This window comes from Paraburkholderia tuberum STM678 (genome assembly GCF_902833905.1).
In the GTDB taxonomy this organism is placed as follows: Bacteria; Pseudomonadota; Gammaproteobacteria; order Burkholderiales; family Burkholderiaceae; genus Paraburkholderia; species Paraburkholderia tuberum.
The window spans coordinates 141,418-154,721 of sequence record NZ_CADFGP010000013.1 but is presented as its reverse complement, the minus strand read 5'-3'; the positions used below and the strand labels follow the sequence as shown (position 1 = coordinate 154,721).

Below are 13,304 nucleotides of genomic sequence, written 5' to 3'. Positions count from 1 at the left end.
GCCAGATCAGTTCGATGGGCGTGGGCGAACATGTTCGTTCTTCATCGCGCCGCTCTTTCGCGGCAAAGGAGAAGCCATGGAAAAGATCCCAAAAGCCACGGCCTTGTTCATCGCAGGTTTTGGCCCGATTGTGATTGAAGCCCAGGCAAGCCGCGATCTCTACGGTCGGGCCTTCGGTATCCCCTTCAAGGAAGAGAACGGCGGCTATCTCCATACGGAGGGTCTGAACGGCGCAAACTCTTTCGCCTTGTGGCCGCTCTCCCACGCCTCCCAGTCGTGCTTCGGCACGGATTCGTGGCCTCGCGACGTACCCATTCCGCAAGCCTGGATCGAGTTTGATGTCGACGACGTCCAGGCGGCAACGGCGGAACTTGAAGCGCAAGGGTATCGGATGCTGGTCAGGAACCGGAATGAGCCGTGGGGCCAGACGGTCAGTCGCTTCATCGGGCCGGAAGGATTGCTGGTCGGAATCACGTTTACGCCGTGGATGCGGGAAGAGAAATAATGGCGGCCGCAGTGGCCGTCTTGCGCGCGGTGACTGATAGCCTCAGATTGGGGACCAGCGCGCGTCAGGTTACCCGGTTAGCGCCGAAAATCGATATTCACCATTGTGAATAATGCGCGTAACTATCAGCCGCCGCTTTCCTAAACTTGGCATTACGGGACCGCGACGGAAACGGTACGAAAGCATCGTTTGCGTGGAAATCGCAGTCCAACCAAGGAGAAGCGTGTCATGAACAAGGCAAGCAGCACATTGATCGCGGCCGTCGCCGCACTCACGCTGTCGGGCGGCGTATATGCACAAAGCAACAACACGCTGGCGACTCCGACCACACAGTCGCCGGCCGCTGCAACGAGTGGCTACGGCACGCCTGGTGCCACCAACACGGACAGCGGCGCCGGGTCGCCGACCTCGGGCCAGCCGAATAGCGCGAACAGTAGCTCGACGTCCCGCCCCCCCGCTTACGGGGTTAACAACTCGCTGGCGACCCCAACCACAAAGTCGCCAGCCGGCCAATGACAGCAATCAAGGCTGGCAACCGGGCGCAAATGAGCGCAAAGCGACCAGGCGGTTCAATTTCGTCGGGCGTAGCGTGACCGAATAGCCGCGACTGGCAACACAGATCGCGACGGTAGAAAAAAGTTGGTGTGACTGGCCGATCGAACCGAACCGCGGCAAATTCAGTGCGACGAGACATAAGCCGTATCAGCGAATACTGCCGGGATCGCGAAGCTCTCGCGCATACGCTTAGCCTCTGCGGCAGGCGTCAAGCCAAACAGACGCCTGAATTCCCTGCTGAACTGGGACGGGCTCGCATAACCCACAGCGTGTCCCGCCGCCTCCGCGGTTAGTTCCTCGCGCACCATTAACAGGCGAGCCTGATGAAGGCGCGTCGACTTCACATATTGCATCGGCGACACCTGCGTAATTGCCTTGAAGTGGCTGTGGAAACTCGGAATGCTCATACCCGCCTCGTCGGCCAGTTGCCTTACGTCGAGGGGCTGCGCATAGCTTGCATGAATCAGGCGGAGTGAGCGGCCTATCTGTCCGAACTGTCCTCGCATCGCCAAAGCCTCGCGCAACGAGCCTCCCTGGGCTCCGGTGAGCACCCGGAAATACAGTTCACGCAGCAGCCCGGCGCCCAACACAGCAGATTCGAGTGGCCGATGCATCGCCTCGAGGAAGCGCAGCACGGACGCTTGCATTGCGTCATCCATCGGCGTCGACATCATGCTTTGAGGTGCTGGTGCGCACTCCCCCACGCCTTCGCGGTCGATCCGCTCCGCAAGTTCGGCGGCCAATGCGAAATCGAGGTGCAGATACAGCGCGAGCAGTGGGCGCTCCTCGGTTGCGTCGGTCTCCATGCTGAACGGCACCGGCACGGACACGGCCAGGTAGTGACGCTCGTCGTACAGGTAGAGCTGGTCGCCGAAATAACCTCGCTTGCGGCCCTGGCAGACGATCACGATACCGGGATCGTACAGAACGGGCGTGCGCGATAGCGCCCGGTTCGACCGCAAGATGCGGACGCTCGGCAGTGCCGTCAGGTTGTAGCCCTCGTCGGGCGCCAACGCGCGTAGCAGGACAATCATGCGTTTCTGGCTTCGAGAGGATAGAGCTGGATGCTGGGCCAAAGCGCGTATCGTGTTCATAGTTTTATGCAAGAAAATCAGCGGAATTCGGCTTAATTTGCCTCGCTGGTCAGATTAGCATGCACTCTCCAATCGACATTCGGGAGAAGCTTCAATGGCAACCAGCAAAACTCTGCTCATCACCGGCGTCAGCAGCGGCTTTGGCCGCGCGCTCGCACAGGAAGCGCTGGCGGTGGGTCACAAGGTCGTCGGTACGGTGAGAAGTGCCCAGGCAAAGCGTGAATTCGAGTCCGTATCCGCGAATGCCGCCTGGGGACGCGTGCTCGACGTGACCGACTTCGACGCGATCGACGGCGTCGTGGCGGAAATCGAGGCTGGCGTCGGACCAATCGATGTGCTGGTCAACAATGCCGGCTACGGCCACGAGGGCATCATGGAGGAATCGCCGCTCTCGGATATGCGCCGACAGTTCGATGTGAATGTATTTGGTGCGGTCGCCATGATGAAGGCCGTCCTGCCGTTCATGCGTGAGCGCCGCCGCGGCCACATTCTGAATATCACATCGATGGGCGGCTACATCACGATGCCGGGAATCGCTTATTACTGCGGGAGTAAGTTTGCGTTGGAGGGCATCTCCGAGGCGCTTGGCAAAGAGGTCAAGCCCTTCGGTATTGCGGTGACGGCCGTGGCGCCGGGCTCATTTCGCACTGACTGGGCAGGTCGCTCGATGACGCGGACCCCCCGCTCGATTTCGGATTACGACGATATTTTCAATCCTATTCGCCAGGCCCGCGAGGAAAAAAGCGGCAAGCAGTTGGGAGATCCCAGCAAAGCGGCGCGCGCAATGCTGGCCGCCATGGCAGGGGATCATCCGCCCACGCGTCTTTTGCTCGGTAGCGACGCACTCGGGCTCGTACGAGACAAGTTGTCGGCATTGAACGTGGAAATCGATGCGTGGGAGGCTACCACCGTTTCGACGGACGGCTGATGAGCGCCGAGGCTGAGAAGCTGTCGAGAACCGTATCCCGCCGCGTCGGGTGCGAACGAAGCGATGCTTGCCCGATCTGAAAGTCCGTTGGCAGCGAGGTCAACACCATGTGGCCGACGATGTATCGCCCGCGGGTTCATCATTTCACCTGGAATTCGATGCGCAGGGTCCGAAGATTCGGACGCCACCGGTGAGGACGCCCCCCGACGATCCAGGCACGTTACCCGGATCGTCGGGGCGGTGTCGGGCGAGCCATCTGCGGTCAATTGCCGAAGAAAAGGTTGCAATAACTTGCGGGGCCGACGCACGACGATGGCGAGGGCGTCGACACATGCTCGACACTGCCGGAAGCTGCGGTGCCGTTGGTCGTCGTACCGCCAACGTCACTGTTGCCCGCCTGCTGGCTGTCCTGTGCAGCGATCTTCGCTTCAGCAGCCTGAATTTGCTCGGGATACTTCGTATGGTCGCCGTCGCCCATGTGATAGCCGGCCTGCTCGAGACGGATCAGATCCGCGCGCACCTGCGCACGGGTGACGGGCGCGGTGCTCTGAGCGAAGCTGACGACTGGGCTGGCAAGCGCACAGCTGGCGAGGACAAGGCATGCAAGGGTTTTCATCGTGGAGCTCCTTGATTCATGGCTAACTTAACAATCGGGAAACCGAATAGCACACTGCAGCCAGTTCTGCAGACAAACTGGAAGTTGTGGTTGATATGGGGGGCATTCGACAAGAGAAGAACGCGGGCCATTGTGCGGTGATTGACGCCCTCCTTGTATCGAATTATGTTGCATTATTGCGCCGTGTAATCGTGTCAGTTGTAGTTACGTCGGTAATTTGATGTTCGGCATTAAAAGTTCCTTTTCGGGAGAATAAATGTTCGGCGTCGCTTTACGATTATTCGTTAGAGTGATTTCTTGAGCGTACGGCGCACGCCTGGTTACGGATGCAGTTCGACGCGGCACACACGGAGCGAGCACCCAATATCGCAATTGGCGAACCGTGCTTGATCGGGACAACCGCGAGTTACTGGTACTGCGCAGCGCGAGAGATCAGCCTCATACTTACCCTCGTTCAGTAGCTTTGACGGTCTTCCGCCCAACGCTCGGCAGCGGGCACAAATCTCCGGTAGGGACCACCTGCGTGGATCACGAACTTTTGTTCGGCAAAAAACAGAACACTTGTCCATCGACTTGCTGGCGGACCGCTAGCACAATGGCGTGTAGCTGCACCTGATGCCCGGAGGCCTGTTATGGCGTCCTGTACTCGAACACCGCGTGATTCCGACGCGGGCGAAAAGCCCGGGGCCAGAACATCACTGTGCGCGGGCGAAACGGCTCACACAATCGAGCGCCGCAGATTCGCTGAATTTATGAATCTGTTTGTGGGACCGGTTGCAGCACTCAGTGCTGAGCAGAATCTCCTCGTCAAACGCGAGTTATTGCAATCGCTGTCCCGCCGATCGGTATATTGGATCGCGCTACTGCTAGTCGGAAGCCCGTTCTGGTTCGTATCTGGATCGTGGATCGAAACATCGGATATTTATCCCTTGTTCCGTGTCGTCTGGATCCTGGGACTGTGGGGGATAGCCGCTCCTTTGGCAGCATACTTGCTGAAAAAGACCATGACGCTCCCGAAGCACGCCAGCGTCAACGCGGTCGAGCAGATGCACTGGGCATGGGCTGCATTGGTCATGCTGACATCTTTCTGGTGGGCGGCGGCCAGCTTTGGGCTCATCCCACCCAAATTCGTGGTCCTCCATGGTTATTACTTTAGATTCGGCCGGTATGGCTTTCTGGAACTGACGATGATCTGCCAGGCATTCACGTTGCTGCTGCTCGCACCCAGTCTTCGTGCGGCTTTAGGCGCACTCGTGATTGGCACTATTCCATTCGGATTTAACATGGCACCACTGTTCTTTATTAACCGGCCAGGAATGTTTGACTGGTATACGGCTCAAATAATTGGCTATTGTGTCGTCGCATGGTTCATTTGCAACGATCAGCAACGCACATGTGTAAAAGAGGTTGTTCTCGAGGAGGCGCGATCTCAGGCTGTAGCGGCAACGGCGGAGAAGAACCAATTTATCGCCGCAATAAGCCATGACCTGCGTCAACCGCTCACCACGCTCGGCCTGAAGTTAAATTTCATCGAGCGGGGCATTAAATCGACCAATCTGGTTGAAGACGTCTCGATTGCGCAAAGGCAAGTGGATGCAATGGAAGGGATGATTAACGGGGCACTGGATATCTGCCGCCTCGAGTCCGGCACCTGGAATGTAGAAATTCAGGAGGTGGCGCTGCCTTCCCTTTTACGCGGCATAGTCGTCGATATGCAGCCGCTGGCTGAGGCAAAGGGGCTGAAGTTAAGACTCCGTAGTCGCCCCTATCTGGTCCGTACGGATCGACATGCGTTGGACAGGATCGTCCGGAATATGGTGATCAATGCGGTCCGTTACACGCCTTCCGAGCGGGGAGGCAAGAAGGGACATGTTCTGGTGAGTTGCCAGAGGCGAGGCAGCCGCATAAAGATAAGCGTCTGGGACAACGGGATCGGTATCCCTGAAGGTCGACAGGCGGATATCTTCAAAAGCTATGTACAGGTCGATAATCCCGAGAGGAATCGTGAAAAAGGGTTCGGCCTGGGTCTGTCCATTGTCCAGGGGCTCGCGAGCCTTCTTGGTCACAAACTGGACGTGGACTCGACACCAGGACGTGGATCGCGTTTTTCGGTTACGGTCCCGTTCATGGGACTCATACCGCCGGAGTTGCGCGAGGTTCAAACGGTTGAAGACGGCGACCCGGACCTGACCAATATGGTCGTGGCGATCATCGAGGACAACAGCGACTTAAGAATCGAAATATCGATGCGCCTGATCGAGCATGGCTGCTACGTCGTGGCGGGGGAATCGTCATCCGACGTCATCGAGCAGTTGCGCATTGAGGCTTTGGCAAGCGGTCCGCACTTCATCCTCTCCGACTACCGGCTGGAAAACGAGAACGGCATTGCGGCGATTACGGCGGTCCGCGCTGCTACCGACGCCTCGATCCCTGCGATCCTGTGGTCGGGCGACCCCTCGTCAGCTGTGCTCAAAAAAGTAGCCGTCAGTGGCATCAAGCTTTTGTCGGGACCGGATTCTAACCAGACCTTATTGACCATACTTGCAGAACATAAGCCAAAAACATTGACCGAAGGCGGGTGAAAGAGATGGCAGGGGAACACAAAGCTAGCGCAACGGAGCGTAGCTGCACTTGATTCTCGGAGGCCTGTTATGGCGTCCCGTATTCAAACACGACGTGATTCCGACGCGGGCGAAAATCCCGGGGCCGGAACATCACTGTGCGCGGGCGAAACGGCTCACACAATCGAGCGCCGCGTATTCGCTGAACTTGTGAATCCTTTTCTGGGACCGCGTGCGGCACTCAGTACCGAGCAGAATCTCTATGTCAAACGTGAGTTATTGAAATCGCTGTCCCGTCGAGCGGTATGTTGGACCGTGCTAGTGTCGGTCGGAGCCTCGCTGTTGTGCGTATATGGATCGTGGATCAAAACGTCGGATAGCTACCGTTGGTTCCGTGTCGTCTGGGTCCTGGGACTGTGGGGGATAGCCACTCCCATGGCAGCATACTTGCTGAAAAAAACCATGGCGCTCCCGAAGCACGCCAGCGTCGACGCGGTCGAGCAGATGCACTGGACGTGGGCTGCAGTCGTCACACTGACATCGTTCTGGTGGGCGGCAGGTAGCTTTGGGCTAACTCCACCCGATTTCTCGGGCCATGCTCCCTACGTCAAATTGGCCAGTTCTGGCTTCCTTGAGTACACGCTAATCAGCCATACATTTACCTTGCTGCTGCTCGCACCGAGTCTTCGTGCGAATTTAGGTTCATTCGTGCTCGGCGCTATCCCGTTCGGATTTAGCTTGGGACCACCTCTATTTATTTACCGGCCAGCAATGCTGGGCTTTTATACGGCTCAACTGATTGGCTATTGTTTCCTCGCGTGGTTCATTTTTTACGCTCAGAAGCGCGCATATGTTAAAGAGATCATTCTCGAGGAGGCGCGATCTCAGGCTGTAGCGGCAACGGCGGAGAAGAACCTGCTTATCGCTGCGATAAGCCATGACCTGCGTCAACCGCTCACCACGCTCGGCCTGAAGTTAAATTTCATCGAGCGGAGCGTTAAATCGACCGATCTGGTCGAAGGCGTCTCGATTGCGCAAAGGCAAGTGGATGCGATGGAAGGGATGATTAACGGGGCACTGGATATCTGCCGCCTCGAGTCCGGCACCTGGAATGTAGAAATTCAGGAGGTGGCGCTGCCTTCCCTTTTGCGCGGCATAGTCGTGGATATGCAGCCGCTGGCTGAGGCAAAGGGGCTGAAGTTAAGACTCCATAGTTGCCCCTATCTGGTCCGTACGGATCGACATGCGTTGGACAGGATCGTCCGGAATATGGTGCTCAATGGGCTCCGTTACACGTTTTCCGAGCGGGGAGGCAAGAAGGGACATGTTCTGGTGAGTTGCCAGAGGCGAGGCAGCGGCATAAAGATAAGCGTCTGGGACAACGGGATCGGTATCCCTGAAGGTAGACAGGCGGATATCTTCAAAAGCTATGTACAGGTCGATAATCCCGAGAGGAATCGTGAAAAAGGGTTCGGCCTGGGTCTGTCCATTGTCCAGGGGCTCGCGAGCCTTCTTGGTCACAAACTGGACGTGGACTCGACACCAGGACGTGGATCGCGTTTTTCGGTTACGGTCCCGTTCATGGGACTCATACCGCCGGAGTTGCGCGAGGTTCAAACGGTTGAAGACGGCGACCCGGACCTGACCAATATGGTCGTGGCGATCATCGAGGACAACAGCGACTTAAGAATCGAAATATCGATGCGCCTGATCGAGCATGGCTGCTACGTCGTGGCGGGGGAATCGTCATCCGACGTCATCGAGCAGTTGCGCATTGAGGCTTTGGCAAGCGGTCCGCACTTCATCCTCTCCGACTACCGGCTGGAAAACGAGAACGGCATTGCGGCGATTACGGCGGTCCGCGCTGCTACCGACGCTTCGATCCCTGCGATCCTGTGGTCGGGCGACACCTCGTCAGCTGTGCTCAAAAAAGTAGCCGTCAGTGGCATCAAGCTTTTGTCGAAACCGGTTTCGGAACGAACCTTATTGACCACACTTGCAGAACATAAGCCAAAAACGTCCACCGAAGGCGGTTAAAAGTGATGGCAGGGAAACATGAAGAGCGGTGTAGCAGAGATCTTCACGACAGTCGCGTATCTGCTGTCCCCCTTCCAAGGGTAAGCTCGGCATTGACTCGAAGTGCAGCTTCAACGCGGTTTCTGACTTGAAGTTTGTCGTAAATAGCACAAGAAACCTGTCTGACATGTCCCTCGGAGACGCCAAGTTCTCTTGCGATCTGTTTACCTGAAAGGCCACGTGCAATGCAACGCGCCAAATCCCACTCTCGCGGAGAAAGCCCAAGATGATGCTGATTCCGGCTAGCTGAGGGCGCTTGTGTCGAGCAGGCAAAGCGGAGCAAGACTTCTTCCGGAATCCAGAGTTCACCTCCTAAGATCCTGCTCAGTCCAATGAACATTTTTTTGTGCGCGCCTCCTTTCAACAGGATTCCTCGAGCGGCGTAGTCACGCATGCACATTCGCAAAATTTCAACTTCATGATCGTTGCCAGGAGCAAGTCCTGTGCAGATGACCACGGGAACATTGGATGGATTTCCGGCCTGAAAATGCTCAAGTGTCGCGGCGCCACGATTCTCACCATCCAGATTAAGATCCAGGAATACCAGGTCCGGGGGCGGTGTCTTGTTGACTTCTTCAAGCGCGCTGGCAAGCGTAAAGACGGGCGTGATGTCGATTGGGGCTGCGCTCAGCTCCGACGCGTGTGTTTGGACATATTCGGACAGAGCAACGCAAAGAATTTCGTGGTCATCGACCCATAGGATTTTCATGGTCGCTTCTCCTCTTTATACATCCGAGAAAAGCATCGATCGTGCGCTACGTTTGTGCAGAGTACTGCCTGACAGCTTAGCATATCGAGCGAGGCCGCAGATCCTTGAACTGCAGAGTGTTGCGGACCCGCGATCTCTAGGGCACAGGGTGTGCCATGTTCGCGCCGCGTGCCGCCGGCATGAAGGCGATTCGCGAGTGGTGGTGGCGCACGGACAGCCTCGCGGCGAAATGTCTGCGGCGTGCCGACAGTTCGATGCTCCGAACACGTGCGAAGTGCGTCGACGTATGCCCCTATCATTTCGTCCAGGCGGTGTTGAACGACCGATGTACCTTGGAAACTGCCCCTTCTGCTGCGGACAGGAGGTTGGAGTGGTGAGATCAGGATACGGCGCGATATTCGCCGCCTTAATCGGCGCGGCGCTGTTCGGCGCCGCGACACCGTTGGCCAAGGCGCTGCTCGGCTCAGTCAGCCCCTTCATGCTCGCAGGACTGTTTTATCTCGGTAGCGGCCTGGGGCTTGGCGTCGGCATCGCGTGGCGTGCCTTTCGATCGCGGGGGCTTCAGTCCGCCGCGAACCACCGCATCACCAAAGGCGAGTTGCCTTGGCTGATCGGGGCGATAGCGATGGGTGGCGTCGCCGGCCCCGCATTGCTGATGCTGGGCCTGTCCACCACACCAGCGGCAACGAGTTCGTTATTGCTCAACCTTGAGGGTGTGTTGACCGCAGTGATTGCCTGGGTGGTCTTCCAGGAAAATGTCGACATTCAGGTTTTTCTCGGGATGGTGGCGATCGTTGCGGGCGGCGTGCTTCTGTCGTGGCATCCGGGACAGTCAGGCGTGCCCGTGGGTGCGTTACTGATCGTCGGCGCGTGTCTGTGCTGGGCAATCGACAACAACCTGACGCGCAAGGCCTCGGCGAACGACGCGATGGTGATCGCGTGTCTCAAAGGGATGGTGGCCGGTCCCGTGAATCTCGGCATTGCGATCGCGGCGGGCGCTTCGCTTCCGTCAGCAGGAATCATGGCGGCAGCGATGCTGACCGGGCTTGGCGGTTACGGCATCAGCCTCGTGCTGTTCGTTGTTGCACTTCGCCATCTCGGTACGGCGCGTACAGGCGCGTACTTTTCCGTTGCGCCGCTTTTCGGTGTCATGCTTTCGCTGATCATATGGCCCGCGCTACCCAATCTGTCTTTCTGGATTGCCGCCGCTCTGATGGCGCTGGGTATCTGGCTACATGTGCGCGAGCGGCATGAGCATGAGCACAGCCATGAGTTTTTTGAACACGCGCACCAGCATCGCCATGACGAGCACCATCAGCACGCGCATGAGTTTCCTTATGCTGGTGAGGAGCCGCACACGCACCTTCACGTGCATCTGCCCATTACACATTCGCACGCGCATTTCCCCGATATCCATCATCGGCATCAGCACTAGCTGTCCTCCGACGTCGTCATCTCCCCAGGGCGGCGCAGCATCTTGTCGACTTCGCCCGCGTGCATCTCCTCGACGTGGATCATCTGACGGGCGAACTCCTCGAGTGCAACCGAGCGGTCCTCGACGAGCGCCAGCAGGTCGCGATACAACTGCAACGCAAGATTCTCGGCTTGCAACGACTCGCGGAGGATCGAAGAGATATCGAAGGTGTGCGAGTCGAGCAGAGGACCGATCGCAAGCGACGGATAGGCACCCAGAGTCGTGATCCATTCGCCGGCCTGCTGTGCGTGCAACAACGATTCATCGGCCTGCGCGCGCAACCACGACCTGATCGGAATGCGTCCGAATCCGAAAACAAGGAACGAATAGTGCGTATATCGGACGACGCCGGCCAACTCGGATTCGAGAATCCGGTTCAGCACCGCAACAACGTCTTCCTTATTGATCTCGGCCATTTGAAGTCTCCTTTCATGGCGCGGCGAGGCGTCCGGCCTCGCGACCGAGTAGGCCGGCAAGCGGCCGCAAACCGTGGCCGCACGCCTGATCGAAACGGATAGATTCCGCCGGCCCACCGCTTTTCGCATCAAGCGTTCACGACGTCGTCGAGCGCCGCACGCTCAAGTGCCCTTCCCCTTCTTCACCCGCTCGATCTGCTGCTTCGCCGCCTGATACACGACTTCCGGCGTGAAACCGAATTTCTTCTTCAGATCCGCGATCGGCGCCGACGCGCCGAACGTATGCATGACGACCTGCGCACCGAGCCGTCCTGTATACCGATCCCAGCCGAGCGACGCAGCCTGCTCGACCGCGACGCGCGCCTCGACGTCCGCGGGCAGCACCGACTCCTGATACGCGCTGTCCTCGCGCTCGAAGATGTCCCACGACGGCATCGACACGACGCGCGCCGCGATGCCCTCGCTCTTCAGCCTCTCGTACACGTCGGCGCAGATCGATAGCTCGCTGCCGGTCGCCATCAGGATCACCTCTGGCTTCTTGCCAGCGGGCGCATCGGCGAGGACATACGCACCGTGCCTGACGCCGCTCGCGGGCGCATAGCGGCTCCGGTCGAGCGTCGGCAGCGGCTGGCGCGACAAGACGATGCACGCCGGTCGATGCGGCTGCGTCAGCGCAACGCGCCAGGCCTCGGCCGCTTCGTTCGCGTCGCCGGGACGCAGTACCGTGAGGCCGGGCACGCCGCGCAGCGACGCGAGCTGCTCGATCGGCTGATGCGTCGGACCGTCTTCGCCGAGGCCGATCGAATCGTGCGTGAACACAAAGATGGCCGGCACTTCCATGATCGCGGACAGGCGGATCGGCGGCTTCATGTAGTCGCTGAAGATCAGGAACGTCGAGCCGTACGCGCGCAGATTCGATAGCGCAAGACCGTTGACCACCGCGCCCATCGCATGCTCGCGAATGCCGAAGTGCAGATTGCGGCCGCCATAGTTATTCGCCTGGAAGCTGCCGGCGCCTTCGAACTTCAGGTTGGTTTTCGTCGACGGCGACAGGTCCGCCGCGCCGCCGATCATCCACGGCACACGCGCGGCAATCGCATTGAGCACCTTGCCCGACGATTCGCGTGTCGCGATGCCCTTCGGGTCCGCGTTGAAGCTCGGGATGTCGCTGTCCCAGCCCTGCGGCAATTCGTGCGCCTCGATCTGCGCGAATTCGCGCGCGAGCTCCGCATACTGCTTTTTGTAGCTGTCGAACTTCGCCTGCCATTGTTCGCGCGCCGCCTTGCCGCGCGCGCCGATGCCCTGCGCGAAGCGCTCGTGCACGCCCTCGGGCACGTAGAAGAACTTGTCCTCGGGCCAGCCGTAGAACTTCTTGGCGAGCGCGACTTCCTCGACGCCGAGCGCTTCGCCATGCGCGGACGCGGTGTCCTGCTTGTTCGGCGCCCCCCAACCGATGATGCTGTGGACCACGATCAGCGACGGCCGGTCGGTCACGCTCTTTGCTTCGACCAGCGCCTTTTCCAGCGCGGCGGTGTCGTTCGCATCGCCGACGTGCAGCGTGTGCCAGTTGTAGCCGTGAAAGCGGCTTGCCACATCGTCGCTATACGCGAGGTCCGTATGGCCTTCGATGGTCACGCGGTTGCTGTCGTAAATCCAGATCAGGTTCGACAGCTTCAGATGCCCCGCGAGCGAGGCCGCTTCGTGCGAGATGCCTTCCATCATGTCGCCGTCGCCGCAAATCGCGTACACGCGGTAGTCGAACAGCGGCGCGTCCGCGCGATTGAAGTGGCTCTCGTACCAGCGCGCGGCCATCGCCATGCCGACGCTATTGCCGAGCCCTTGCCCAAGCGGTCCCGTGGTGGTCTCGACGCCGGTCGTCATCCGGTACTCGGGGTGGCCCGGCGTATTGCTGTCGATCTGGCGGAAATGCTCGATGTCGTCGAGCGACACGGCCGGCGCGCCGGTCGGCTTGCCGTGTTCGTCGACGGCTTTCACGTTGGCCAGATGCAGCAGCGAATACAGCAGCATCGACGCATGCCCGGCCGACAGCACGAAGCGGTCGCGATTCGGCCACAGCGGCTCGTCAGGGTCGTAACGCAGGTGGTGTTGCCACAGGTGATAGGCGACCGGCGCGAGCGCCATCGGCGTGCCGGGGTGGCCGGAATTGGCTTTCTGCACGGCGTCCATCGACAGCGTGCGGATCGTGTTGATGCACAACTGATCGAGGGCGGAATCGTTTTGCATGGGACGCTCCTTGTTCGGCAATTCGGGAGACGGCCGACGCGCGCCGCGGAGCGCGCGGATGGATCGGCGCATCGTGTCGACATGGAATCGCGCGCGTCCGGGCATGTCGATAAGGACGCGAAGCCG

General features: G+C 59.1%; 11 protein-coding genes. 6 read left to right on the top strand and 5 right to left on the bottom strand.

What is annotated here, in order from left to right; translation table 11 throughout:
* Positions 1-76 precede the first annotated feature (76 nt).
* Positions 77-505, top strand: a complete 429-nt coding sequence (locus HWY30_RS14175; RefSeq protein WP_090809911.1) for a VOC family protein — start codon at positions 77-79, stop codon at positions 503-505.
* A 228-nt stretch (positions 506-733) separates the two neighbouring features.
* Positions 734-1,021 (top strand): hypothetical protein, encoded by a 288-nt coding sequence (locus HWY30_RS14170; RefSeq protein WP_090809909.1) that lies wholly within the window; start codon positions 734-736, stop codon positions 1,019-1,021.
* 161 nt (positions 1,022-1,182) lie between these two features.
* Here HWY30_RS14170 and HWY30_RS14165 read toward each other — a convergent pair whose 3' ends face one another.
* Positions 1,183-2,094 (bottom strand): AraC family transcriptional regulator, encoded by a 912-nt coding sequence (locus HWY30_RS14165; RefSeq protein WP_244144907.1) that lies wholly within the window; start codon positions 2,092-2,094, stop codon positions 1,183-1,185.
* Positions 2,095-2,248: 154 nt separating this feature from the next.
* Here HWY30_RS14165 and HWY30_RS14160 point away from each other — a divergent pair, with 154 nt between their 5' ends.
* Positions 2,249-3,082: an oxidoreductase gene (locus HWY30_RS14160; protein WP_090809906.1), complete on the top strand. Its 834-nt coding sequence runs from the start codon at positions 2,249-2,251 to the stop codon at positions 3,080-3,082.
* Positions 3,083-3,344: 262 nt separating this feature from the next.
* Here the strand turns inward: HWY30_RS14160 and HWY30_RS14155 are convergent, their stop codons facing one another.
* Positions 3,345-3,698, bottom strand: coding sequence for a DUF4148 domain-containing protein (locus tag HWY30_RS14155; RefSeq protein WP_090809904.1), 354 nt, complete (start codon positions 3,696-3,698; stop codon positions 3,345-3,347).
* A 632-nt stretch (positions 3,699-4,330) separates the two neighbouring features.
* On the opposite strand from HWY30_RS14155, the gene HWY30_RS14150 reads away from it, so the two are divergent.
* On the top strand, positions 4,331-6,280 hold the full coding sequence (locus tag HWY30_RS14150) for a hybrid sensor histidine kinase/response regulator (RefSeq protein WP_176078892.1): 1,950 nt from the start codon (positions 4,331-4,333) through the stop codon (positions 6,278-6,280).
* Between the two features lie 69 nt (positions 6,281-6,349).
* A complete protein-coding gene (locus HWY30_RS14145) occupies positions 6,350-8,296 on the top strand; it encodes an ATP-binding response regulator (RefSeq protein ID WP_090809900.1) in 1,947 nt (648 codons plus the stop codon).
* 43 nt (positions 8,297-8,339) lie between these two features.
* Here HWY30_RS14145 and HWY30_RS14140 read toward each other — a convergent pair whose 3' ends face one another.
* Positions 8,340-9,044, bottom strand: coding sequence for a LuxR C-terminal-related transcriptional regulator (locus HWY30_RS14140; protein WP_090809898.1), 705 nt, complete (start codon positions 9,042-9,044; stop codon positions 8,340-8,342).
* A 370-nt stretch (positions 9,045-9,414) separates the two neighbouring features.
* On the opposite strand from HWY30_RS14140, the gene HWY30_RS14135 reads away from it, so the two are divergent.
* Positions 9,415-10,479, top strand: a complete 1,065-nt coding sequence (locus HWY30_RS14135; RefSeq protein WP_425199380.1) for a DMT family transporter — start codon at positions 9,415-9,417, stop codon at positions 10,477-10,479.
* On the opposite strand, the gene HWY30_RS14130 is transcribed toward HWY30_RS14135, so the two are convergent.
* Both HWY30_RS14130 and tkt read right to left on the bottom strand, forming a co-directional pair.
* Positions 10,476-10,934, bottom strand: a complete 459-nt coding sequence (locus HWY30_RS14130; RefSeq protein ID WP_018425186.1) for a ferritin-like domain-containing protein — start codon at positions 10,932-10,934, stop codon at positions 10,476-10,478. The genes HWY30_RS14135 and HWY30_RS14130 overlap by 4 nt on opposite strands.
* Before the next feature lie 162 nt (positions 10,935-11,096).
* Positions 11,097-13,178, bottom strand: a complete 2,082-nt coding sequence (tkt, locus tag HWY30_RS14125; RefSeq protein ID WP_090810524.1) for a transketolase — start codon at positions 13,176-13,178, stop codon at positions 11,097-11,099.
* Positions 13,179-13,304: the final 126 nt, after the last annotated feature.

Coding starts and splice junctions, on each gene's coding strand:
- HWY30_RS14175 (WP_090809911.1), top strand. CDS start 77: ATGGAAAAGATCCCAAAAGCCACGGCCTTGTTCATCGCAGGTTTTGGC.
- HWY30_RS14170 (WP_090809909.1), top strand. CDS start 734: ATGAACAAGGCAAGCAGCACATTGATCGCGGCCGTCGCCGCACTCACG.
- HWY30_RS14165 (WP_244144907.1), bottom strand. CDS start 2,094: ATGATTGTCCTGCTACGCGCGTTGGCGCCCGACGAGGGCTACAACCTG.
- HWY30_RS14160 (WP_090809906.1), top strand. CDS start 2,249: ATGGCAACCAGCAAAACTCTGCTCATCACCGGCGTCAGCAGCGGCTTT.
- HWY30_RS14155 (WP_090809904.1), bottom strand. CDS start 3,698: ATGAAAACCCTTGCATGCCTTGTCCTCGCCAGCTGTGCGCTTGCCAGC.
- HWY30_RS14150 (WP_176078892.1), top strand. CDS start 4,331: ATGGCGTCCTGTACTCGAACACCGCGTGATTCCGACGCGGGCGAAAAG.
- HWY30_RS14145 (WP_090809900.1), top strand. CDS start 6,350: ATGGCGTCCCGTATTCAAACACGACGTGATTCCGACGCGGGCGAAAAT.
- HWY30_RS14140 (WP_090809898.1), bottom strand. CDS start 9,044: ATGAAAATCCTATGGGTCGATGACCACGAAATTCTTTGCGTTGCTCTG.
- HWY30_RS14130 (WP_018425186.1), bottom strand. CDS start 10,934: ATGGCCGAGATCAATAAGGAAGACGTTGTTGCGGTGCTGAACCGGATT.
- tkt (WP_090810524.1), bottom strand. CDS start 13,178: ATGCAAAACGATTCCGCCCTCGATCAGTTGTGCATCAACACGATCCGC.